Source organism: Mesorhizobium sp. B4-1-3 (genome assembly GCF_006439355.1).
In the GTDB taxonomy this organism is placed as follows: Bacteria; Pseudomonadota; Alphaproteobacteria; order Rhizobiales; family Rhizobiaceae; genus Mesorhizobium.
Genome location: NZ_VFTG01000003.1, coordinates 14,294 through 37,372, shown reverse-complemented (window position 1 = coordinate 37,372; position 23,079 = coordinate 14,294). Strand labels below are relative to the sequence as shown.

The window sequence follows — 23,079 nt, the reverse complement described above, 5'->3', positions numbered from 1 at the left end:
CACGAGCTTTGAGTCGGCCAGGATCAATAGATCTTCGAGAACTTCTCGATGTTGGTCTTGTCGAACTGGAAGGGCGGAGCCATCGCGGCCGAGTTGGTGTCGTCGAGCGTCACCTTGCCGACGCGGCCAATCGACAGCGTGGCGCCGGGCTTGGCCTCTTCCTTCTTCACGGCCAGGTCATGGGCGAGGTAGATCGCCGAATAGCCAAGGTCGATCGGGTTCCAGAGAGCAACAGCTTGCGACGCGCCGTTGTCGATGAACCTCTTGAACTCCGACGGCAGCGCGAGACCGGTGACATTGACCTTGCCGATCAGGTTCTCGTCGGTGACGACCTGCGCAGCCGCTACAACACCAACTGTGGTCGGCGCGATGATCGCCTTGAGGTTCGGATAGGACTTCAACAGGCCCTTGGCTTCGTTGGTGCTCTTGGCCGAGTCGTCATCGCCATAGACGGTGGCGACCAGCTTGATCTTCGGGAACTTCTCCGGCAGCACCTTCTTGGCCGCTTCGATCCAGGCGTTCTGGTTGGTCGCGGTCGAGGAGGCCGAGAGGATCGCGACATCGCCGCCTTCCGGCAGGTAGTCGGCGGCGAGCTTGATGATGGTCTCGCCGATCAGGTTGGTGTCGGACGGGTTGAGGTGGAGCTGACGGCCTTCCTTGGCGACGCCGGAGTCCCACGAGATCACGGTAATGCCGCGCTCCATCGCCTTCTTCAGCACCGGCACCAGCGCGTCGGCGTCATTGGCCGACACGGCAATGGCGTTGACCTTCTGCGCGATCAGCGAGTTGATCACTTCGATCTGCGCCTCGGCGGTAGCCTTGGTCGGGCCGGTGTAGATGACGTCGACATCGCCCAATTCCTTGGCCGCTTCCTCGGCGCCCTTGTTGGCGGCGTCGAAGAAGCCGTTGCCGAGCGACTTCACCACCAGCGCGATCTTGACGTTCTCGGCATAGGCGGCATTCACGAACATGGCGGCGGAAAAGGCCGCCGTAACCAGCAGTTTCTTCAAAAAGCTCATCGAATATCCTCCCTTGAGCGTTGCATTCCATCGCCGCTGCGGGCGCGAGTTCCCCTCAGGCCTGCAGTGAAGATTCTTCCTTGTCGCTTGACTGTCTGCGGGCGACGATCAGCGCCACGCCCGCTGTTTCCAGCATCTTGGCCTCGCGGTCCTCGATGCCGTCATCGGTGATCACGGTCGCGATGCGCGACAGCCCGCACAGGATCAGGCTGGAGCGCATGCGGAATTTCGAGGAATCGACCAGCACCACCAGCTCGTCGGCCTGGTCGATCAATTTCTGCTCCGCCTGGATCAAGAGCGGGTCGCCTTCCATCAGCCCGAGCGGCCCCAGCCCTTGCGCGCCCATGAACATGCGCCGCGCATAGAAATTGCGCGTCACGTCATTGTCGAAGGGCGACAGGATGATGTTCTGCTCGCGGTAGATCGTGCCGCCCGATAGCATCACCGTGTTCTTCGAGTGCTTGAGCAGGTGCTCGGCGATCGGGAAGGAATTGGTGAAGATCGGCATGCGGCGGCCGGTCAGGAAATGCACCATCTGGAAGGTGGTGGTGCCGCCATTGATGATGATCGGCTCGCCGTCTGTGCACAGGTTGACCGCTTCCCGCGCGATCGCCCGCTTCTGCGCGGCGTTCAGCGTCTCGTTGACGGAAAAGGGGCGGCCTGCAAGGCCGATGAATTGCGGTGGCGAGATCGCTTCGGCGCCGCCGCGCACCCGGCGCAGGCGCTTCTGGACGTGCAGCGCCGCGATGTCGCGCCGGATCGTCGCCTCGGACGAGTCCGTCAGCTCGACCATCTCCTGCACCGTCACCACAGGCTTTTCCTGGACGGCGGACAGAATGATCCTGTGGCGCTCTTTTTCGTGCATGGTTCCTCCCAGCTCGAGCATCAGGCACTAGAAGACGCGCAGTGTCAATCATTTCCGATCATATATTTTCATTGTGCAATGCAATATGATCGATATTGATCGTTTCTGATTGACAAGTGGAGCGCTTGCGTAGACATTCGCGGCGAGAAAAGAGGAGCGCGGCGTTCGCGCTCCGAGGGAGGATTACCTATGCTCGACAAGCGCTCCGGCTCGCGCCTCGCCAACCTTTGGGACGATGCAAAAGCCGAAGGGATGAGCGGCCCCGAGCTCCTGGTCTATCGCTCGAACACGTTGGGTTCCGACAAGCGCGTCACCAATTACGGCGGCGGCAACACCTCGTCCAAGGTCTGGCAGAAAGACCCGCTGACCGGCGAGGAGGTTGAAGTCCTGTGGGTCAAGGGCTCGGGCGGCGACAGCGCCTCGATCAAGTTGGACGGTTTCGCCACCCTCTATATGGACAAGCTGCGCGCCCTGAAGGGTCTCTATCGCGGGGTCGAGCACGAGGATGAGATGGTGGGCTACCTGCCCCACTGCACCTTCAACCTCAATCCGCGCGCGGCCTCGATCGACACGCCGCTGCACGCTTTCGTGCCGAAGCCTCATGTCGACCACATGCATCCCGACGCCATCATCGCCATTGCCGCGGCCAAGGACTCCAAGGCGATCACCAAGGAAATCTACGGCGACGCCATCGGCTGGCTGCCGTGGAAGCGGCCGGGCTTCGAGTTCGGCCTGTGGCTGGAGAAATTTTGCCTCGAAAACCCCGAGGCCAAGGGCGTCGTGCTCGAAAGCCATGGCCTGTTCACCTGGGGCGACACGCCGAAGGAGTGCTACGAGACGACGATCTCGGTGATCAACCAGGCGATCGACTGGTTCGAGCGCAAGTCGCAAGGCAAGGCGATCTTCGGCGGCGAGGCGGTGAAGGCGCTCGACGCACCGGCGCGCCGCGCCATCGCCGCCAAGCTGATGCCGCGCATCCGCGGCCTGATATCCGAGAAAAGCCACAAGCTCGGCCATTTCGACGACCAGCCGGCTGTGCTCGAATTCGTCAATTCGAAGGACCTGCGCCCGCTGGCCGCACTTGGCACCTCCTGTCCCGATCATTTCCTGCGCACCAAGATCCGGCCGCTGGTCATCGAGTTCGATCCGGCAAAGCCGGATGTCGACGCCGTCATCGCGCGGCTGGCCGACGACGTCGCCGAATACCGCGTCGGCTACCAGGCTTACTACGATGCCTGCAAGCATGCGGACTCGCCCGCCATCCGCGATCCCAATGCGGTCGTCTATCTGATGCCCGGCGTCGGCATGTTCACCTTCGCCGGTGACAAGGCGACAGCGCGCATCTCGGGCGAGTTCTATGTTAACGCCATCAACGTCATGCGCGGCGCCTCGACGGTCTCGTCCTATGTCGGCCTGCCCGCACAGGAAGCCTTCGACATTGAGTACTGGCAACTCGAGGAGGCCAAGCTCCAGCGCCTGCCGAAGCCGAAGGCTCTAGCCGGCCAGATCGCCTTGGTCACCGGCGGCGCCGGCGGCATCGGCCGCGCCACCGCCAACCGGCTGCTGCGCGAAGGCGCTTGCGTGGTGCTTGCCGATATAGACGATGCGGCTTTGGCCAGCGCCAATGAAGAGCTGTCGAGGGCGTTCGGCAAAGACTTTGTCCGTCCGGTGCGGATCGATGTTACCTCCGAGAACCAAGTGCTTTCGGGCTTCGCCGAAACGGCGGTCGAGTTCGGCGGCATCGACATTCTTGTGTCGAATGCCGGCCTCGCCTCCTCGGCGCCGATCGAGGAGACGACGCTGGCGTTGTGGAACAAGAACATGGACATCCTGTCCACCGGCTATTTCCTGGTCTCGCGCGAGGCCTTCCGCCTGTTCCGCGCCCAGAAGATCGGCGGCAACGTCGTCTTCGTCGCTTCCAAGAACGGGCTCGCCGCCTCGCCGAACGCGTCCGCCTATTGCACGGCCAAGGCCGCCGAGATTCATCTTGCCCGCTGCCTGGCGCTGGAGGGCGCGGAAGCGCAGATCAGGGTCAACGTCGTCAATCCGGACGCCGTCCTGCGCGGTTCCAAGATCTGGACCGGCGAGTGGAAGGAACAGCGCGCCGCGGCCTACAAGATGTCGACCGACGACCTAGAGGAGCATTACCGCTCGCGCTCGATGCTGAAGCGCTCGGTTTTCCCGGAAGACATCGCCGAAGCGATCTACTTCTTCGCCTCCGACATGTCGGCCAAATCGACCGGCAACATCGTCAACGTCGACGCCGGCAACGCGCAAAGCTTTACGCGCTAGCTGCGCTTTCCCTTCTCCCCGTTTACGGGGAGAAGGTGCCCGAAGGGCGGATGAGGGGCGGCGCCAGCCAAATGAGTACTGGGAGGAATTGCAGTGTCCGAATCGATCATCTCGGCTGACGTCATCGAAAAGAGCAACGCCGCGCGCAAACCCGACCTTGAGCGCGACTACGCCTCGCTCGGTGAACGCCTCGACCGCCGCGGCATTGCCATCGACGCGATCCGCGACAAGGTCGAGAAATTCGGCGTCGCGATTCCATCCTGGGGCGTCGGCACCGGCGGCACGCGCTTCGCCCGCTTTCCGGGCGCCGGCGAGCCGCGCGACATCTTCGACAAGATCGAGGACTGCGCCGTCATTGCCCAGTTGACGCAGGCGACGCCGACCGTCTCGCTGCACATCCCGTGGGACAAGGCCGATCCGAACCGGCTGAAGCAGGCGGCGTCCCGCTTCGGCCTCGGCTTCGATGCCATGAATTCGAACACCTTCTCCGACGCAAGGGACCAGAAGCTGTCCTACAAATTCGGCTCGCTGTCGCATGCCGACGCCGGCACGCGCCGGCAGGCGGTCGAGCACAATCTCGAATGCATCGAGATCGGCAACACTCTCGGCTCCAAGGCGCTGACGGTGTGGATCGGCGACGGCTCGAACTTCCCCGGCCAGGTCAATTTCGCAAAGGCCTTCGAGCGCTATCTCGACGCTATGCGCGAAATCTATGCCGGCCTGCCGGACGACTGGCGGCTGTTCACCGAGCACAAGATGTATGAGCCGGCCTTCTATTCCACCGTCGTCCAGGACTGGGGCACGAATTACATCATCGCCAGGGAACTCGGCGACAAGGCCTTCTGTCTAGTCGACCTCGGCCACCACGCGCCCAACGTCAACATCGAGATGATCGTGTCGCGGCTGATCCAGTTCGGCAAGCTGGGTGGCTTCCACTTCAACGATTCCAGATATGGCGACGACGACCTCGATGCAGGCTCCATCGATCCCTACAGGCTGTTCCTCGTCTTCAACGAACTGGTCGATGCCGAGCTTTCAGGCGCCAAAGGCTTCAATCCCGCGCATATGCTCGACCAGAGCCACAACGTCACCGATCCGATCGAAAGCCTGATGCTATCGGCGGTCGAGGTGCAGCGCGCCTATGCGCAGGCGCTGCTGGTCGACCGCAAGGCGCTGGAAGCTTTTCAGGAAGCCAATGACGCGCTGATGGCGACGCAGACGCTGAAAACCGCCTACCGCATCGATGTCGAGCCGATCCTGGCGATGGCGCGGCTGGGGACCGGCGGCGCCATCGATCCGGTCGCGGCCTATCGCGAGGCCGGCTATCGCGCGAAGGTCGCTGCGGAGCGCCCGGCCGTTGCGAGTGGTGGCGGCGGCATCGTCTGACAGGCGGATATCTGATTTGATCTGGTCCAGCGCCGTTGGCGATGGACAGGCTTGTCGACACGGTCTTTCCTAGGTGTCCCCAACGCCAGGAGCACCGCCATGCCCTTGACCCGTCGGACGCTGATCCGCGTTACCCTTTCGCTTGCACTTAGCATCACGCCGCCGACCATCGCTTTCGCCGCGTCGCCCGCTCCGGCCAAGGGCGAGCACGGCATGGTGGTGACGGCCCAGCACCTTGCCACGGAAGTCGGCGTCGACGTGCTGAAGAAAGGCGGCAACGCGGTCGATGCCGCGGTTGCCGTCGGCTATGCGCTTGCCGTGGTCTACCCCACTGCCGGCAATATCGGCGGCGGCGGTTTCATGACCGTGCGCATGAAGGACGGCCGCACGGCCTTCCTCGATTTCCGCGAGCGCGCGCCGCTTGCAGCCACAAAAACCATGTATCTCGACAAGGACGGCAATCCGGTGAAGGGCGCCAGCCTTGACGGCTATCTCGCGGTCGGTGTGCCTGGCTCGGTCGCCGGCTTCGAGATGGCGCGCGAGAAATACGGCACGCTCTCGAGACAGGACCTGATGGCGCCGGCGATTGCCTATGCCAGGGACGGCTTCGTCCTCAACCAGGGCGACGCCGCATCGTTGGCCGACAGCGCCGACCGGCTGGCGAAGGACCCGGCGGCGGCCGCCATCTTCCTGAAAAACGACGGCAAGCCCTACGTCATCGGCGAGACGCTGGTTCAGCCTGACCTCGCCGCCTCGCTGTCTGCGATCTCGGAAAAGGGGCCGGATGCCTTCTACAAGGGGGCGATTGCCGATGCCATCGTCAAGGCAAGCGCCGCCAAGGGCGGCATCCTCGCCAAGGGCGATTTCGAGCAATACGCGGTGCGCGAATTGAAGCCGGTGACCTGTTCCTATCGCGGCTACGAGATCATCTCCTCGCCGCCGCCGAGTTCGGGCGGCGTCATCATCTGCGAAATCCTCAACGTGCTCGAAGGCTATCCGCTGTCCTATCTCGGCGCCGGATCGGCCGAGACGGTCCATGTCATGGTCGAGGCCATGCGCCATGCCTATGTCGACCGCAATTCGGCGCTGGGCGATCCGGATTTCGTCGACAACCCCGTCTCGAAGCTGCTCGACAAGGGCTATGCCAAGGAGATCCGCGACAAGATCGACCCGTTCCGCGCCGGCATATCGAAGGACCTGATGCCGAAAGGCTTCGGCGAGTCCAAGGAAACCACGCATTACTCGATCATCGACAAGGACGGCAACGCGGTGGCGGTCACCTATACGCTCAACGGCTCCTTCGGCGCCGGCGTCGTCGCCGACGGCACCGGCATCCTGCTCAACAACGAGATGGACGATTTCACCCAGAAGCCCGGCGTGCCGAACCTCTACGGCCTGGTCCAGGGCGAGGCCAACGCCATCCAGCCGAGGAAGACACCCTTGTCCTCGATGAGCCCGACGATCGTGACGAGGGACGGCAAGCCGTTCATGGTCATCGGCAGTCCGGGCGGCTCGCGCATCATCACCATCACGCTGGAGGCAATCGTCAACGTCATCGATCACGGCATGGATATCCAACAAGCGATCGACGCGCCGCGGATCCACCATCAATGGCTGCCGGACACGATCTATGTCGAGCCTTTCGGGCTGTCGCCGGACACGGAGCGGCTGCTTGCCGGCATGGGCTACCACCTCGACTTGAGCGACCAGACCTGGGGGCAGGCAGCGGGCATCCTTGTCGGCGGCAAGAGCCTCAGCGAGATCGAGAAGGGCGGCGGCGCCCGCTACAATGGCGCCATAGACAGCCGCGCGGCTGTCGGCGAGGCGTTGGGATATTAATTGATCAGGTCACCAGCGTGATGGTCGAGGCGATCAGCATGACGGCGGCGATGGCGACGAACAGGGCATAGATGCGCGGCCGGTCGAGCAACAGCGCATTGCCGGAAATCCAGGCCGCCGTGGCGCCTCCGAGCGCGAACAGGAAGCCGTTGCGATGGCCGAAGGACATCGAGGCGGCCATCAGGCCGCCGATGATCAGCGCGCCGAAGACGATGATGACGGCGACTGCGTATTTTTCGAAGTCGTTGCCGCCGCCCATCGCCGGTCCCATCGCATTGAGATTGGGCAGGTCGTCCGGGTCGAAGGGGCTGGTCGAGCCGTATTCGTCTTGACCGAGGGATTCGCGCATCATTGGTTCTCCGCTGGGCGGCAACAAACCATCAACGCCAGCCGAGCGCAACCCGGCAAAGCCGCCCCTGCGATGCATTCGCCGCCCGGCTGATGCCCGCGTGCCACGGTTTTCCGGTCAGCTTCAACGGCGGTAGCGGCGTTGCGGTTCCCACAGCATGATGCCGAAAGGTGTGAAGCGTTTGCGGACGGCATCATGCTCATCTCCGGCCTTGATCTACCTGGAAAAATCGCTGCGCACGATGCCGTGCCGCTTGAGCTTGTCGTAGAAGGTCTTGCGGGGATGCCGAGCGCCTCGATGGTGCGGCGCACGTCGCCGTCGTTGCGACCAAGTGTCTCGCGGATGATCTTGGCCTCGTAGCGATCGAGCCGTTCGGGCAACGGCATCGCGGCATCGCTTTCCATTGCCGCAGGGGAGGGCGTTTCGCCGACATTGTCGAGCCCGCGCACGAAGCGTTCGGCGAAATGGGCGAGCTCGCGCACAATGCCCGGCCAGTCATGCTCCTTCGTGCTCGTCGTGCTCGGCGCCGTCGCATGGTACAACGGCTTCTCCATCCTGGCGCTGATCCGCTACACCAACGAAGAGCTGCTCCTGGTGCTCGGCACCTCGTCGTCGGAAGTCGCACTTCCAGGCCTGATGGCCAAGATGGAGCGCGCCAGCTGCAACCGCTCGGTCGTCGGTCTTGTGATCCCGACAGGCTATTCCTTCAATCTCGACGGCACCAATATCTACATGACGTTGGCCGCGCTGTTCATCGCCCAGGCGACCGACACGCCGCTCACCTTCGGCGACCAGATCCTGCTTTTGCTCGTCGCCATGCTGAGCTCCAAGGGCGCCGCAGGCATCACCGGCGCCGGCTTCATCACCCTGGCCGCCACGCTCTCGGTGGTGCCCTCGGTGCCGGTCGCCGGCATGGCGTTGATCCTCGGCGTCGACCGCTTCATGTCGGAATGCCGTGCGCTCACCAACTTCGTCGGCAACGCGGTCGCGACCATCGTCGTGGCGCGCTGGGAAGGCGAGCTCGACCAGAAGCAGTTCGCCGCCGCCCTGGCCGGCCAGTTGCCGGAGGAGGCCGATCTCGCCCTGTCTGGCGGGCTGCAGCCGGCGGAGTGACGGGCAGCACCGGGGACCCGCCCAAGCCTGCGCTGGCCGAACAGGTCGCGGCTCCGTCGCGGCCTGTTCTTTTTGCCGGCCGCCGCATAGGCTGCGCTGGCCGGATTCCCGGCGAAACACTCAGCCGAGAGGGCGGTCGATGAGCAGCGCGTATCCCGAAATCTATCTTGTCCGTCACGGCGAGACCGAATGGAGCGCCTCGGGCAGGCACACCGGCCGCACCGATATCCCGCTGACGGCGAAGGGCGAGGAGGCTGCGCGTGGTGTCGCCGATCGTCTCAAGGGCCTGACCTTCCAGGCGGTCTGGTCGAGCCCCTCGCAGCGCGCCTTCGACACCTGCCGGCTCGCCGGCTTCGGCGAGCGCGCGCTCAAGAAGCCGGACCTGCAGGAATGGGATTACGGCGCCTATGAAGGCGTGACGACCAAGGAGATACTGTCGAAGCGCCCCGGCTGGCAATTGTTTCGCGACGGCTGTCCTGACGGCGAGACGGCGGCCGATGTCGGCGCCCGCGCCGACGCGATCATAGCTGCTCTGCGCGCGGTTGCCGGCAATGTGCTCATTTTCTCCAGCTCGCATTTCCTGCGCGTGTTCGCGGCGCGCTGGGTCGGCCTGCCGCCGGAAGGCGGCGAGCATTTTGTCCTCGACACGGCGAGCCTGAGCGTTCTCGGCTACGAACACGATCTGACCGAGCCGGTTATCCGGAGATGGAACCAGAAGTAGCGAGCGCGGGCTCCCCCTCATCCAGCCGCTTCGCGGCCACCTTCTCGCCGGCCGGGAGAAGAGGAAGGTCCGCGCCAACCGTCTCCTCTCCCCTCGGGGAGAGGTCGGATTGCCCCGAATTGCCCTTCGCAATTCGGCTGGCAATCCGGGTGAGGGGGACGCCTTACGCCGCAAGCATCGCCAGCTCTTCGCTCGTCAGATGCCGCGCCTTGCCTTTGGCGAGCTCGCCGAGCTGCAATCCGCCGATCGCCACCCTGATCAGCCGCAGCACCTCGATGTCGAAAGCGTTGAGCAGTCTGCGGATCTGCCGGTTGCGCCCTTCGTCGAGCAGGATCTCCAGCCAGGCTGTCCGCCCGCCGCTGCGCAACAGCGCGATCGAGCTTGCCCTGAGCAACTCGCCATCGACGACGGCGCCCTGACGAAAGCGCTCCAGCATCGCCTCGTCGGCCGCGGCCGCGATCTGCACGTGATACGTCTTGGCGACATGCGAGGCGGGGTCGAGCAGTCCGTTCGCCCAGCGCGTATCGTTGCTAAGCAAAAGCAGCCCTTCGCTCGCCTTGTCGAGGCGGCCGACCGGCGACACGAAGGGCAGGTCGAGCCCTTCCAGGCAGCCGTAGACCGTGCCGCGGCCTTCCGGGTCGTCGCGGGTGGTGACCAGCCCGCGCGGTTTGTTGAGCATCAGATAGACCTTGCGCTCGGCAACCACGCGCTTGCCGTCGACACTGATGCTGTCGCGGTCGGGATCGATGCGCAGCAAGGCATCGCGCACCGTCTTGCCGTTTACTTGCACCCGCCCCTCGACGACGAGATGCTCGGCCTGCGTGCGCGAGCAGAAGCCAAGCTTGGAGAGTGCCCGTGCGAGGCTGACCTTTGGGGTTGCGGTTCGTTGGTCGGGTTGGCGTGCCACTGTCTTTGTCTTCGGACTTACTCAGAACGCCGCAATCGATGCCACGCCCGGCGAGATCCGCGCAAGCGGCTCCGTTACCCCGTTTCGGGTGGCCAATTCACTCCCGCGGCGCGCTCAGCCGCCGGTAGGAGACGCCGTCGAATGTTGCCGTCACGAAGTTTTTGGCCGACATCTTGCGCTTGCGCCCGTCGCTGCAGACATAGAGCGGCCAGCCGGCTTCGCTGCATTCGCTGGCCATGCAGATGCGGGTCACGCAGTTGCCTGTGGTCAGCCGGAAACCGCCCTTGCCGACGAAACCTTGCAGCAGGCTGCCGTCCGCCGAACGCCATGACCGTTGCTGGAATTCAGGCCGCAGCAGGCGAGGCTCGAGCGGCGCGGCCAGACCGGCCTGGGCCGCTAGGCCCGCATGTTGAAGCCGGTAGCGTGCCATGCCGGTCGCATAGGCGGTGATGAGATCGGCTTGGCCGGAATAGGCCGCTGCGAGGTCGGGTCGGTCGAAAAGATGGGACGCGCGCGACTCCGCCTCCGAAGGTCTCGTCAGGGCAGCGATGGCGACAAAGGCCAAGCAGACGCGCAGCATCCCGATTTCCAGCAGCCATCCCGGTCCGGCGTGCCGGCTCGCCCGGCTGCCTGCGCCTACAATCTTTCCAATCGGATTTTCGCGCAAGCGCCCGTTTTTGGGCTGTCGTAAGCTCGCTTTCGTCAGCTATTGGCAGCCGGCGGCAGCTCGAACAGGTGGGCGCCGTTCTCCCGCCCTCGGTCGACATAGCCGATCACGCGAAACCATTTCGCGACGTCGGGTCTGTCCAGCCAACTGCGCGAATGGATAGGAAGGTTGCCGGCGAGCGCCTGGACGTGGCGGATGTGCCGCTTGCAGAAGCGGACCGTCGCGGCGTTGAAGAAATCCTCCTGCGCTGCAAACAGCGTATCGGCGGCGTCCGCGTGCTCGTGCCAGGCAATGATCGCCACCGTCCTGTCGTCCTGCCCGAGCGCATGCGCCCGGCCTTCTTTCAGATTCATCATCAGATTGTCATAGGCGCTTTTGCTGTCCTTGCCGGCCGCCACATACTCGTCCGACATTCGCTTGGATAGATCTCGGAAAACACGTTCCAGGTCTCCGACCGTCGCCGCGCGTGCTCTCATTTCTCCTCCTGACAGCCCGCTAGCAGTTTGCCCCAAGGAAGGGGGATCACCAAGAAAACCAAATCCCTGATCGGGGCGATGCGCGCAATCTCATTTCGCACGGAAGGGTTCGATCGCTGACCACGCTCGCATATCAGCATTGGCTTGAGGTCACATTTCCGTTGTTGGATACTGGCGGTCTTCCGGGCCTATCCGCCCGCATCGTTGTCTCCGCACCGTTCTCCATGGCGGCCATGATCGACCTGATGGAAACAATGTACGAGGCGGCCTTCGTTCCGGAGCGATGGAGCGCGGTGCTCCAGAAAGCGAGCGGCCTGTCGAACGCGGCCAGCGCTCAGGTCTTCTTCTTCAGCGACGACGGCCCGCCGCGCGGAACGACGCTCGACAATCTGCGGCCGCTGTTCGACGAGTTCATCAAGGGCGATTTCTGGAAGTTCTGCGACAGCGTGCAGAAGATGTGCGACCTGCAGCCGGCGAGCTTCGTGCGTGTCGACGACTTTTTGAGCCCCGATGAGATCGAGCGCGATCCGGCCCGCATCATGCTGAGGGAATTCGGCATGGGCGCATCTGTGCACCGCGATCCCGATGCCGACGGGATAGCTGGCGACCTTCGTTTTCCAGAAATGGATCAGGGATGGCGGCTTCGCGCAGGCGGAAATCCGCCCGCACTCATCTCGAGCGCGTCTTCCAGAAGACCGGCACCCACCAGCAGAGCCAGTTGGTCGCCATGTTGAAGACGCTGCAGCCGCCGGCCTCACTGCCGCCGCAATAACAAGGAGGCTGGCGCCCCGAGACAGGTACGTTGAATTCGGCGGCCGCCTGCCATAAAAGGCGCAAGTTCTCGATCGGCTGGGATATCCAGGCGTGCCCGAACCCTGCAGCCATGATAGGTTTGGGTTGCGTTGGCCGGCGGGCCGTCGGCAAGCAGTCGGTCCGTGAAGGGCGGCTAAAGCATTTGGGGCATGTATTGACGTCGAGCAGGCCTATCCTGATCACCGGCGCGGCCGGCTTCATAGGTTTTCACCTTTGCCGCAGGCTGCTTGCCGAAGGCCGGCAGGTTGTCGGCCTCGATTCCATGAACGAGTATTACGACATCGCTCTGAAGCGGGCGCGGCTTGAGCGGCTGAAAGGGTTCGCGAATTTTCGGTTCGAGCATGTCGATCTCGCCGACCGCGATGGCATCTCGGCGGTCTTTGCCTCGGTCGCGCCGGAGATCGTCGTCAATCTCGCCGCGCAGGCGGGCGTACGCTATTCGCTGATCAATCCGCACGTCTATGCGCAAAGCAATCTCAACGGCTTCCTCAACATCCTGGAAGGGTGCCGGCAGACCTCGATCAGCCACCTCGTCTATGCGTCGTCGAGCTCGATCTATGGCGGCAGCACGCGCATGCCTTTCTCCGTCCACGATTCCGCCGACCATCCTCTCAGCCTCTATGCCGCCAGCAAGAAGGCGAACGAACTGATGGCCCACACCTACAGCCATCTGTTCGGACTGCCGACGACGGGCTTGCGTTTCTTCACCGTCTACGGTCCGTGGGGACGGCCGGACATGGCCTTGTTCATCTTCACCAAGGCCATCCTCGCTGGCCAGCCGATCGACGTCTTCAACCATGGCAACATGCAGCGCGACTTCACCTATATCGACGACATCGTCGAGGGGGTTGTCCGCGTCATGCGGCTTCCCGCGACGCCCAATCCCGATTGGACAAGTGCTGCGCCGGATCCCGCGACAAGCAATGCGCCGTTCAGGATCCACAACATCGGCGACAGCTCGCCCATCGAGCTGAGCCGGCTGATCGACGTGCTGGAAGAAGCGCTTGGGAAGAAGGCAGTCCGCAACATGGTGCCGCTGCAGCCGGGCGACGTGCCGGCAACTTTCGCCGACGTGACCTCGCTCGAAGAGGTGACCGGCTTCAAGCCCGCGATCCCGATCGAGATCGGCGTTCCCCGCTTCGTGGAATGGTATCGGGATTTCTACCAGGTCTGATCGCAGGCAAACCGGGCTCGCTGATCGTTCAGTCGGCCTGGCGTGCCTGCCTGTCGATCCAGAGCGCGATCAGCGTGCAGGCGGCGCCCGAAAGCAGGTAGGCACCGGCAGCGATGAGGCCGAAAGTGCCGGCCAGCAGCAGCGCGGCAAGCGGCGCGAAGCCGGCGCCGAACATCCAGGCGAGGTCCGACGTCACCGCCGAGCCGGTATAGCGATGCCGGCGCGAGAAGCTCGACGCCACGACGCCTGAGGATTGTCCGAAGCTTAGGCCCAGCAGGATGAAGCCCAGCACCATGAACACCGTCTCGCCGACGGTGCCGCCATTGAGAAGCTGCGGGGCAAAGCCGCTGAACGCGGCGATGGCCACGGCGCCGCCGCCGAGCAGGGCGCGGCGCCCGACACGGTCGGCCAGCGGACCCGATGCGACGATCGCCGCGATGCCGAACAGCGCGCTCACCGCCTCGATCAGCAGGAAGCGCTCGGGACCCTCATTGGTGAACAGGAACACCCAGGACAGCGGGAACACCGTCACCATGTGGAACAGGGCGAAGCTCGCCAGCGGCGCGAAGGCACCGACGACGACGTTGCGGCCTTCGGTGCCGATCATGTCCCTGATGCGGGTCGGCTGCAGGTCGCCGCTTTCGTAGAGTTTCGAGAACTCGGGCGTCACCACGATGCGCAGCCTGGCAAACAGCGCCACGACGTTGATGGCGAAGGCGACGAAGAACGGATAGCGCCAGCCCCAGGCGAAGAAGTCTTCGGCCGAGAGGTTGGCGACGAAGAAGGCAAACAGCGAGCTTGCCACGATGAGCCCGATCGGCGCGCCGAGCTGCGGGATCATGGCATAGATGCCGCGCCGGTTCTGCGGCGCGTTCAGCGCCAAAAGCGAGGGCAGTCCGTCCCAGGTCCCGCCAAGCGCAAGGCCCTGCAGGAACCGGGTCAGCGCCAGCAGCCAGGCGGCGACCGCGCCGACATCTTCATAGGGCGGCAGGAACGCCATGGCGACGGTCGAGGTGCCGAGCAGGAACAGCGCGATCGTCAGCTTGGCGCTGCGGCCATAGGCGCGGTCGATCGCCATGAACAGCACGGTGCCGAACGGACGCGCGATGAAGGCCAGCGCGAAAATGGCGAAAGAGTAAAGCGTCCCGACCAGCGGATCGTGCGTTGGAAATACAAGCTTGGGGAACACGATCACGGAAGCGATCGCATAGACGAAGAAATCGAAGAATTCCGACGTCCTGCCGATGATTACGCCGACCGCGATATCGCCGGCGCTGACCTGGCCGTGATGCGAGCCGATCAGCCTGCTGTCAGTTCCGGCAGTCGAAGTTTCAGCCATCTTGTCCGTTGCCAACGAGTTCGGTGCGGGCGCGCCCGGTCCGAGATGCGATTGTCATCCCATGGTGCGTGGCCAGTTTCGTCAAAGCTGCTCCGACTGGGCATTGGACAAATTGTCCAATGTCGTTGCGCAGCCGGCGGCAGTAGCCGTTGGTCCATATCGCATCGCAACCTGCAAAGACCTGCTGCAGGCCCATCGAGGGCAGCGTTTGATGAAACGATCCGGAGCCTTGCTTCTTTTTCCGCTGGCCGTGCTGCTGAGCGGCTGCGACTTCGTCGTGCTGTCGCCCGCGGGCGACGTGGCGGCACAGCAGCGCGACCTGCTCGTCGTATCGACCCTTTTGATGCTGCTCATCATCGTGCCCGTCATGGCGCTGACCGTGTTCTTTGCCTGGCGTTACCGGCAATCGAGCACGACGGCGACCTACACGCCCGACTGGGACCATTCGACCAAGCTGGAGCTGGTGATCTGGGCAGCACCGCTGCTCGTCATCATCTGCCTGGGCGCGCTCACCTGGCTGGGCACCCATCTGCTCGATCCCTACCGGCGCATCGACCGGATCGAGGCTGGACGGCCGGTCACACAGAACCACAGGCCGCTCAAGGTCGAGGTCGTCGCGCTCGACTGGAAGTGGCTCTTCATCTATCCGGACTACGGCATCGCCTCCGTCAACGAGCTGGCCGCGCCGGTCAACCAGCCGATCGACTTCCGCATCACCTCGTCCACGGTGATGAATTCCTTCTACATTCCCGCCCTTGCCGGGCAGATCTACGCCATGCCTGCCATGGAGACGAAGCTGCACGCGGTCATCAACCGTCCGGGCACCTATACCGGCTTCTCGGCCAATTACAGCGGCGCGGGCTTCTCCGGCATGCGCTTTGCGTTCCACGGCCTCACCGACCAGGCCTTCGCTGACTGGGTGGCCCAGGCCAAGAGCGCGCAGGCCACGCTCAGCCGCGAGACCTATCTCGCGCTCGAACGTCCGAGCGAGAACGAGCCGGTCCGCCACTATGCCTCCATCGATCCCGACCTCTATGGCGCGATCCTCAATCTGTGCGTCGAGCGCGGCAAGATGTGCATGAACGAGATGATGTCGATCGACGCCAGGGGCGGCCTTGGCCTTGCCGGCGTGCGCAACACCCTGCCGCTGCAATATGACAAGCTTGCCCGGCGTGGGGCGGTGTTCGGCAACGACCCGTCCTATGTCGCAAGCATCTGCACGGCGGAGGAGGCGGCCGCCGCTTCCCGCGCGGCGCGGGATGCCGATGACAAGGCTTGGCCGCTCAGGGACCTGTCCCCGCTGCGCGGCGTCGGCCTGCTGGCACCCGGCGCAGGCAGCCGCCGCGCCGACGCCGAGACGCCGTCGCTCGGCCTGCTGCGCTTCGAATTGTGAGGGATGGCGGATGCCTGACACGCTGACCAAATTCATCTTCGGCCGCCTCACCCTGGAGTCGCTGCCGCTGCACGAGCCGATCGTCGTCGGCACCTTCGTCGTTGTGGCGCTCGGCGGTTTGGCTCTTCTCGGCGCGGTCACCTATTTCAAGCTCTGGGGTTATCTGTGGCGCGAGTGGTTCACCAGCGTCGACCACAAGAAGATCGGCATCATGTATATGGTGCTCGGCCTCGTCATGCTTTTGCGCGGCTTCTCCGATGCCATCATGATGCGCCTGCAGCAGGCCATCGCCTTCAACGGCTCCGAGGGCTATCTCAACGCTCATCACTACGACCAGATCTTCACCGCCCATGGCGTGATCATGATCTTCTTCGTGGCGATGCCCTTCGTCACCGGGCTGATGAACTTCGTCGTGCCGCTGCAGATCGGCGCGCGCGACGTCTCCTTCCCCTTCCTCAACAATTTCAGCTTCTGGATGACGGTCGGCGGCGCCATCCTGGTCATGGCCTCGCTGTTCGTCGGCGAGTTCGCCCGCACCGGCTGGCTGGCCTATCCGCCGCTCTCCGGCATCAACTACAGTCCCGATGTCGGCGTCGATTATTACATATGGGCGCTGCAGGTGGCGGGCGTCGGCACGACCTTATCGGGCATCAACCTGATCTGCACCATCATCAAGATGCGCGCCCCCGGCATGACGATGATGCGCATGCCCGTCTTCACGTGGACCTCGCTCTGCACCAACGTGCTGATCGTCGCATCCTTCCCTGTGCTGACGGCGGTGCTGACGCTTTTGGCGCTCGACCGCTATGTCGGCACCAACTTCTTCACCAACGACTTCGGCGGCAACCCGATGATGTATGTGAACCTCATCTGGATATGGGGTCACCCGGAAGTCTACATCCTCATCCTGCCGCTGTTCGGCGTCTTCTCCGAGGTCACCTCGACCTTCTCCGGCAAGCGGCTGTTCGGCTACACCTCGATGGTCTACGCCACGGTGGTCATCACCATCCTGTCCTATCTGGTCTGGCTGCACCACTTCTTCACCATGGGCTCCGGCGCCAGCGTCAACTCCTTCTTCGGCATCACCACGATGATCATCTCGATCCCAACGGGCGCGAAGATGTTCAATTGGCTTTTCACCATGTATCGCGGCCGCATCCGCTTCGAACTGCCGATGATGTGGACGCTGGCTTTCATGCTCACCTTCGTCGTCGGCGGCATGACCGGCGTGCTGCTTGCCGTGCCGCCGGCCGACTTCGTGCTGCACAACAGCCTGTTCCTGATCGCGCATTTCCACAACGTCATCATCGGCGGCGTGCTGTTCGGCCTGTTCGCCGGCATCGCCTACTGGTGGCCCAAGGCCTTCGGCTTCAGGCTCGATCCGTTCTGGGGCAAGGTCTCGTTCTGGTGCTGGGTGCTCGGCTTCTGGCTTGCCTTCATGCCGCTTTACATCCTTGGCCTTATGGGCGTGACGCGCCGCATGCGCGTGTTCGATGATCCCTCACTGCAGATATGGTTCGTGATCGCCGCCTTCGGCGCGGTGCTGATCGCCTGCGGCATCGCCGCCTTCCTGGTCCAGATCTTCGTCTCCATCCGCAAGCGGGCCGAACTGGTCGATGTCACCGGCGATCCTTGGGACGGCCGCACGCTCGAATGGTCGACCTCCTCGCCGCCGCCGGCCTACAATTTCGCCTTCACCCCCATCATCCGCGACAACGACGCCTGGTGGGACATGAAGAAGGCCGGCTACCGGCGCCCGCTCTCCGGCTTCAGGCCGATCCATATGCCGAGCAACACCGGAACCGGCGTGGTCCTCGCCGCCTTTAGCGTCGCGCTCGGCTTCGGCCTGATCTGGTACATGTGGTGGCTGGCGGCGCTGAGCTTCGTCTGCCTGATCGCAACCGCGATCGGCCACACCTTCAACTACCACCGCGACTTCGACATTCCGGCGGCAGAGATCGCACAAACGGAAGAGGTGAGGACCACGCTCCTCGCCGCTGAGGGGGCTAGGGCTTGAGCATGGCATCCACGGCGATCACGGCCGGCGCCGAGCCGGTCTTCCACCTGGAAGAAGAGCACGCGCACGCCGAAGGCGGCAGCACCATGCTCGGCTTCTGGCTTTATCTGATGAGCGACTGCCTGATCTTCGCCATGCTGTTCGCAGCCTTTGGCGTGCTCGGCGGCAATTACGCTGCGGGTCCCGCACCGAAGGACCTGTTCGACCTCGGCCTGGTGGCGGTCAATACCACCATGCTGCTCCTGTCCTCGATCACCTATGGCTTTGCCATGCTGACCATGGACAAGGGCCGCGTCGGCGCGACGCAAGCCTGGCTCGCGGTGACCATGCTGTTTGGCCTGGCGTTCCTCTCCATCGAGCTCTACGAGTTCGCGCATATGATCGACGAGGGCGCGACGCCGCAGCGCAGCGCCTTCCTGTCGTCCTTCTTCACGCTGGTGGGCACCCACGGCCTGCACGTCACCTTCGGCATTGTCTGGATGCTGACGCTGATGGTGCAGGTCGCGCGATACGGCCTCATCGAGGCCAACCGCCGCCGGCTCATGTGTCTCTCGATGTTCTGGCACTTCCTGGACATCGTCTGGATCGGCGTCTTCACCTTCGTCTATCTGATGGGGATGCTCAGATGAGCGCTCATGATCATGCCGATCACGACCACACCCATGGCGGCGCCGCGCACGGGACGCTGAGGGGTTATCTGATCGGCTTCGTCCTGTCGGTGATCCTCACCGCCATCCCGTTCTGGATGGTCATGACCGGCACCCTCGACAACAAGCAGGCCACGGCTATCGTTATCATGGCGTTCGCGGTGGTGCAGATCGTGGTGCATATGGTCTTCTTCCTGCATATGAACCCCGCCTCGGAAGGCGGGTGGTCGATGCTGGCGCTCATTTTCACGGTCATCCTCGTCGTTATCGTTCTGAGCGGGTCGCTGTGGGTGATGTACCACCTCAACGCCAACATGATGCCCGGGCTCCACGAGATGCGGGAGATGCCATGAACCCCATTTCGGGCGTGTCGGGCGCGGGGAGGGCTAGCGTAGAGGCAAAGGACATGACCAGCCGGGCAGGTATCGGCTCTCATGCGGCCTCGAAGGGTTCCGCGTCGCGATTCTTGCTTGCGTTGGCGGGGCTTCTCGGCGTCCTGGTGTTTCTCGGGCTCGGCATCTGGCAGCTGGAAAGACGGGCCTGGAAGCTCGACCTGATCGCCCGCGTCGACCAGCGCATCCATGCTCCGGTCGTCGATGCGCCCGGCCCGCAGGACTGGAACGGGTTGAGCGCGCCGGATTACGAATATCGCCATGTGCGCCTGGTAGGGCATTTCTTCGAGGGCGCCAACACGCTGGTGCAGGCGGTGACCGAGCTTGGCGGCGGCTATTGGGTGCTGGCGCCGATGCGTGATGACCGCGGTTTCACGGTCCTCGTCAACCGCGGCTTCATCCCGCAGGAGCGCAAGGCGGAGTTCGAGCGGGAAAATGCCGCGCTCACCTCGCCGGCATTGGTTGACGGGCTGTTGCGCATCAGCGAACCCGGCGGCGGTTTCCTGCGCAGCAACGATCCTACTGCCGATCGCTGGTATTCGCGCGACGTCGCGGCAATCGCCAAGGCGCGCGGTCTGACCGATATCGCGCCCTATTTCATCGATGCCGAGGCCTCCGGCGCTGCTGGTTGGCCGCGCGGCGGTCTCACCGTCGTCACCTTTCGGAACAGCCATCTGGTCTATGCTTTGACCTGGTTTGCCCTGGCAGGGATGCTGGCGATGGCGCTTGCCAGGCAGGTCTTCGCCGGCCGCCCCCAGTGGGAAGCGCCGAGATGAGCATCTCGATCGCCAGGCCCCATCACGACAAGCGGTTCCTGACGGTTCCTCCAACCGGGCAGGGAGGCGCCGCCTCGAACGCCGACGTCACGAACAGGAAGAACCTGCTCCTGCTCATCCAACTGCGCTGGCTGGCGGTGGCGGGGCAGGTGCTGACCATCCTGGTGACGCGATACTGGTTCGCCATCCCGCTGCCGCTCACCGAGATGGCGGGCGTGGTGCTGTTCCTCGTCGGGCTCAACATCTTCAGCCTGCTAGCCCTGCGCGGCAATCGCCGCATCTCCAACGCACAGCTCTTCGTGGCGCTGATATTCGACATGGCGGCGCTGACGACGCAGCTTTACCTGAGCGGCGGCGCCTCGAATCCGTTCGTTTCGCTCTATCTGCTGCAGATCACGCTCGGCGCTGCGCTGCTGGCCCCATGGTCGACCTGGCTCCTGGTGGTGGCGGCCTCCGCCTGCTTCGTCTTCCTCATCTTCGTCTTCCAGCCGATCGCTATCCCGCATCACGGCGGCAGCGATCTTCTGGCGCTGCATCTGCGCGGCATGTTCATCTGCTTCGTGCTCGCGGCCGGGCTGATCGTGATCTTCATGACGCGCATCAACCGCAATCTGCGCGAGCGTGACGCCTATCTCGCCGACCTGCGCCAGCGCTCAGCCGAGGAAGACCACATCGTGCGCATGGGCCTGCTTGCCTCAGGTGCCGCGCATGAGCTCGGCACGCCGCTCTCTACCATATCGGTCATCCTGTCCGATTGGCGGCAGATGCGCGGCGTCAAGCGCAACCGCGAGCTTTCCGAGGACGTGGTCGAGATGCAGGCGCAGGTCGAGCGCTGCAAGAGCATCGTCACCGGCATCCTCATGTCCTCCGGCCAGGCGCGGGGCGAGGGCACCATCCGCACCACGATCCGCCGGTTCCTCGACGATCTGGTCCAGGAATGGCGCGTCAGCCGCCAGCCCTTGAAGCTGGACTATGGCAACGGTTTCGAGCCGGACGAGCAGATCGTGTCCGACACCGCACTGATGCAAGTGATCTTCAACGTGCTCGACAATGCGCAGGAAGCATCGCACCATTGGGTAGGCATCACTGCCGAGCGGCTGGACGAGAAGCTGGTGCTCTCCGTCGAGGATCGCGGACCGGGTTTCGACAAGGATATTCTGGCCGCGCTCGGCCAGCCCTATATGTCGAGCAAGGGGCGGCCTGGCGGTGGCCTGGGCCTGTTCCTGGTGTTCAATGTCGTGCGCAAGCTCGGCGGCGACGTTTCGGCGCGCAACATGGCGAAGGGCGCTTGCGTTACCCTTTCGCTGCCGCTGGCGGCGCTGACCGATGGAGGCGATCGTGAAACCTGATCGATCCTTGTTCATTGTCGAGGACGACGCGACTTTCGCGCGCACGCTCAAGCGCTCCTTTGAGAAGCGCGACTACGAGGTCGTGGTCTGCCACGATCGGGAGGCGCTGCTGGTCGCGCTGGAGACGGCCGTCCCGGCCTGTGCAGTCGTCGATCTCAAGCTCGGAGCCGGGTCCGGACTCGAATGCGTCAAGCTGCTCAGCGCCCGCAACCCGTCGATGCGGATCGTCGTGTTGACGGGGTTTGCCAGCATCGCCACGGCGGTCGAGGCGATCAAGCTCGGCGCCTGCCACTATCTGGCCAAGCCCGCCAACACCGACGACATCGAAGCCGCCTTCGGCCGCGCCTGGGGCGACGTTTCGGTGCCGCTCACCAGCCGCCCCACCTCGATCAAGAACCTCGAATGGGAGCGCATCCACGAAACGCTGGTCGAGACCGGCTTCAACATCTCCGAGACCGCGCGCCGGCTCGGCCTGCACCGGCGCACGCTCGCCCGCAAGCTTGAGAAGCGCGTGGTGCAGTAGGGCGCCGCGCCGGGATTATTCCCGAACGGCCACGCCCAGCACCGAGACGCAGTCGCCGGCCTTGACCAGGCCGGGGAAGTGACGCGCGGCGAGCAGCCCCGGCATCCTGGCCCTGATCTCCTGCGGTGCCTGTCCGGTGCGGCCGACCGGATGGATGCGCGCGACCACCTGGCCCTCGTCCACGGGGTCGCCGAGATCGACCGTGGTCTCGATCATGCCGTCATCCTCGGCGAAGGCGAAGCAATCCCCCGACGGCATATCCAGCCATTTTGTTCGAGTCTTCTCGACCGCACCATCGACGATACCCGTATGACGCAGCACGTTGAGGATGCCGCGCCGGGCAATCCGCACCGTCTCGGCCCGCGAGGTCCCGCCGCCGCCGAGCTCGGTGGTGACGAAGACCTTGCCCATCTCCTCGGCGGCCGTGTCATACATGCCGACCGCGTCGATCTCGGTCATGCGCATCGAGAACGGCGCCGAGAAGGCCTCGACGGCGGCGAAGGCCTTTTTCTCCTGCGCCTTGTCCGGCAGCGTATGTGCGGCGCAGAAGGGTACGAAGTCCAGCGTCTTGCCGCCGGAATGGAAGTCGAAGACGATGTCCGCGCGCGGCAGCAATTCACGCTGGAAATAGTCGGCGATCTTCTCCGTCACCGTGCCGTCGGGACGGCCGGGGAAAGAGCGGTTCATGTTGCCCTTGTCGATCGGCGAGGTACGCGTGCCGGCCCGGAAGGCGGGGTAGTTCATCGCCGGCACGATGATGACCGTGCCGGAGACATTTTTCGGATCGAGCGTGCGGGCGAGCTCGTAGAGCGCCAATGGTCCCTCATATTCGTCGCCGTGATTGCCGCCGGTCAGCAACGCCGTCGAGCCCTTGCCGTTGCGCACCACACAGACCGGGATCATCACCGAGCCCCAAGCGGAATCGTCGCGGCTGTAGGGCAGGCGCAGGAACCCATGCTGGACGCCGTCGCGCTCGAAATCGACGGTCGGCGTGATCGGCGACGGACGCAAAGCGGACATTG

21 protein-coding genes and 2 pseudogenes are annotated in these 23,079 nt (G+C 64.0%); 14 read left to right on the top strand and 9 right to left on the bottom strand.

The features are described 5' to 3' along the window. Nucleotides 1-23 precede the first annotated feature (23 nt). Entirely contained in the window at nucleotides 24-1,019 is a 996-nt protein-coding gene (gene rhaS, locus FJW06_RS05015) for a rhamnose ABC transporter substrate-binding protein (protein ID WP_140748920.1), read from the bottom strand. Between the two features lie 55 nt (nucleotides 1,020-1,074). Then, nucleotides 1,075-1,884, bottom strand: coding sequence for a DeoR/GlpR family DNA-binding transcription regulator (locus tag FJW06_RS05010; protein ID WP_128259638.1), 810 nt, complete (start codon nucleotides 1,882-1,884; stop codon nucleotides 1,075-1,077). A gap of 189 nt (nucleotides 1,885-2,073) precedes the next feature. On the opposite strand from FJW06_RS05010, the gene FJW06_RS05005 reads away from it, so the two are divergent. From FJW06_RS05005 to ggt, 3 genes are all read left to right on the top strand, one after another. After that, nucleotides 2,074-4,176: a bifunctional rhamnulose-1-phosphate aldolase/short-chain dehydrogenase gene (locus tag FJW06_RS05005; protein ID WP_140748917.1), complete on the top strand. Its 2,103-nt coding sequence runs from the start codon at nucleotides 2,074-2,076 to the stop codon at nucleotides 4,174-4,176. 93 nt (nucleotides 4,177-4,269) lie between these two features. Then, entirely contained in the window at nucleotides 4,270-5,562 is a 1,293-nt protein-coding gene (gene rhaI / locus FJW06_RS05000; protein ID WP_140748914.1) for an L-rhamnose catabolism isomerase, read from the top strand. Between the two features lie 99 nt (nucleotides 5,563-5,661). Further along, the gene (ggt, locus tag FJW06_RS04995) at nucleotides 5,662-7,401 is read left to right on the top strand and encodes a gamma-glutamyltransferase (protein ID WP_140748911.1); all 1,740 of its coding nucleotides are present in this window, start codon (nucleotides 5,662-5,664) and stop codon (nucleotides 7,399-7,401) included. A 4-nt stretch (nucleotides 7,402-7,405) separates the two neighbouring features. Here ggt and FJW06_RS04990 read toward each other — a convergent pair whose 3' ends face one another. Continuing rightward, nucleotides 7,406-7,753 carry a hypothetical protein gene (locus FJW06_RS04990; protein WP_224608676.1) on the bottom strand — a complete coding sequence of 116 codons (348 nt, stop codon included), beginning with the start codon at nucleotides 7,751-7,753 and terminating at the stop codon, nucleotides 7,406-7,408. 213 nt (nucleotides 7,754-7,966) lie between these two features. Further along, nucleotides 7,967-8,256: pseudogene (locus tag FJW06_RS04985) on the bottom strand (Fis family transcriptional regulator); the annotation flags it as partial. Here FJW06_RS04985 and FJW06_RS04980 point away from each other — a divergent pair. Then, a pseudogene (locus FJW06_RS04980) lies at nucleotides 8,255-8,863 on the top strand (cation:dicarboxylase symporter family transporter); the annotation flags it as partial. The pseudogenes FJW06_RS04985 and FJW06_RS04980 sit on opposite strands and share 2 nt — an antisense overlap. A 139-nt stretch (nucleotides 8,864-9,002) precedes the next feature. Next, nucleotides 9,003-9,584, top strand: a complete 582-nt coding sequence (locus FJW06_RS04975; RefSeq protein WP_140748908.1) for a histidine phosphatase family protein — start codon at nucleotides 9,003-9,005, stop codon at nucleotides 9,582-9,584. A 163-nt stretch (nucleotides 9,585-9,747) separates the two neighbouring features. Here FJW06_RS04975 and FJW06_RS04970 read toward each other — a convergent pair whose 3' ends face one another. From FJW06_RS04970 to FJW06_RS04960, 3 genes are all read right to left on the bottom strand, one after another. Next, a complete protein-coding gene (locus FJW06_RS04970; protein WP_140748905.1) occupies nucleotides 9,748-10,491 on the bottom strand; it encodes a pseudouridine synthase in 744 nt (247 codons plus the stop codon). 97 nt (nucleotides 10,492-10,588) lie between these two features. Continuing rightward, nucleotides 10,589-11,071, bottom strand: coding sequence for a hypothetical protein (locus tag FJW06_RS04965; protein WP_181178150.1), 483 nt, complete (start codon nucleotides 11,069-11,071; stop codon nucleotides 10,589-10,591). Between the two features lie 122 nt (nucleotides 11,072-11,193). After that, the gene (locus FJW06_RS04960; RefSeq protein ID WP_140749794.1) at nucleotides 11,194-11,634 is read right to left on the bottom strand and encodes a hypothetical protein; all 441 of its coding nucleotides are present in this window, start codon (nucleotides 11,632-11,634) and stop codon (nucleotides 11,194-11,196) included. A 224-nt stretch (nucleotides 11,635-11,858) separates the two neighbouring features. On the opposite strand from FJW06_RS04960, the gene FJW06_RS04955 reads away from it, so the two are divergent. Beyond that, complete coding sequence (locus FJW06_RS04955) at nucleotides 11,859-12,368, top strand: hypothetical protein (protein ID WP_140748902.1); 510 nt, start codon at nucleotides 11,859-11,861, stop codon at nucleotides 12,366-12,368. 233 nt (nucleotides 12,369-12,601) lie between these two features. Continuing rightward, nucleotides 12,602-13,621, top strand: coding sequence for an NAD-dependent epimerase (locus tag FJW06_RS04950; protein ID WP_246674529.1), 1,020 nt, complete (start codon nucleotides 12,602-12,604; stop codon nucleotides 13,619-13,621). A 28-nt stretch (nucleotides 13,622-13,649) separates the two neighbouring features. Here FJW06_RS04950 and FJW06_RS04945 read toward each other — a convergent pair whose 3' ends face one another. Continuing rightward, on the bottom strand, nucleotides 13,650-14,960 hold the full coding sequence (locus tag FJW06_RS04945; protein ID WP_140748896.1) for an MFS transporter: 1,311 nt from the start codon (nucleotides 14,958-14,960) through the stop codon (nucleotides 13,650-13,652). Between the two features lie 211 nt (nucleotides 14,961-15,171). Between FJW06_RS04945 and cyoA the strand changes: the two genes are divergently transcribed. From cyoA to FJW06_RS04910, 7 genes are read left to right on the top strand one after another with little or no spacing between them, the layout of a single operon-like run. After that, nucleotides 15,172-16,353, top strand: a complete 1,182-nt coding sequence (gene cyoA, locus FJW06_RS04940; protein WP_140748893.1) for a ubiquinol oxidase subunit II — start codon at nucleotides 15,172-15,174, stop codon at nucleotides 16,351-16,353. A gap of 10 nt (nucleotides 16,354-16,363) precedes the next feature. Beyond that, nucleotides 16,364-18,370 (top strand): cytochrome o ubiquinol oxidase subunit I, encoded by a 2,007-nt coding sequence (gene cyoB, locus FJW06_RS04935; protein ID WP_140748888.1) that lies wholly within the window; start codon nucleotides 16,364-16,366, stop codon nucleotides 18,368-18,370. Nucleotides 18,371-18,372: 2 nt separating this feature from the next. Continuing rightward, nucleotides 18,373-18,999 (top strand): cytochrome o ubiquinol oxidase subunit III, encoded by a 627-nt coding sequence (cyoC, locus tag FJW06_RS04930; protein ID WP_140749791.1) that lies wholly within the window; start codon nucleotides 18,373-18,375, stop codon nucleotides 18,997-18,999. Beyond that, the gene (cyoD, locus tag FJW06_RS04925) at nucleotides 18,996-19,370 is read left to right on the top strand and encodes a cytochrome o ubiquinol oxidase subunit IV (protein WP_140748885.1); all 375 of its coding nucleotides are present in this window, start codon (nucleotides 18,996-18,998) and stop codon (nucleotides 19,368-19,370) included. Before cyoC ends, cyoD begins: the two co-directional genes overlap by 4 nt. Nucleotides 19,371-19,375: 5 nt before the next feature. After that, the gene (locus FJW06_RS04920; RefSeq protein ID WP_246674547.1) at nucleotides 19,376-20,185 is read left to right on the top strand and encodes an SURF1 family protein; all 810 of its coding nucleotides are present in this window, start codon (nucleotides 19,376-19,378) and stop codon (nucleotides 20,183-20,185) included. Then, nucleotides 20,182-21,534 carry an ATP-binding protein gene (locus FJW06_RS04915; RefSeq protein WP_140748879.1) on the top strand — a complete coding sequence of 451 codons (1,353 nt, stop codon included), beginning with the start codon at nucleotides 20,182-20,184 and terminating at the stop codon, nucleotides 21,532-21,534. Before FJW06_RS04920 ends, FJW06_RS04915 begins: the two co-directional genes overlap by 4 nt. Beyond that, nucleotides 21,524-22,057 carry a response regulator transcription factor gene (locus tag FJW06_RS04910; RefSeq protein WP_181178149.1) on the top strand — a complete coding sequence of 178 codons (534 nt, stop codon included), beginning with the start codon at nucleotides 21,524-21,526 and terminating at the stop codon, nucleotides 22,055-22,057. Before FJW06_RS04915 ends, FJW06_RS04910 begins: the two co-directional genes overlap by 11 nt. Before the next feature lie 15 nt (nucleotides 22,058-22,072). Here FJW06_RS04910 and doeB read toward each other — a convergent pair whose 3' ends face one another. Beyond that, nucleotides 22,073-23,077 carry a N(2)-acetyl-L-2,4-diaminobutanoate deacetylase DoeB gene (gene doeB, locus FJW06_RS04905; RefSeq protein WP_140748873.1) on the bottom strand — a complete coding sequence of 335 codons (1,005 nt, stop codon included), beginning with the start codon at nucleotides 23,075-23,077 and terminating at the stop codon, nucleotides 22,073-22,075. Nucleotides 23,078-23,079 lie beyond the last annotated feature (2 nt).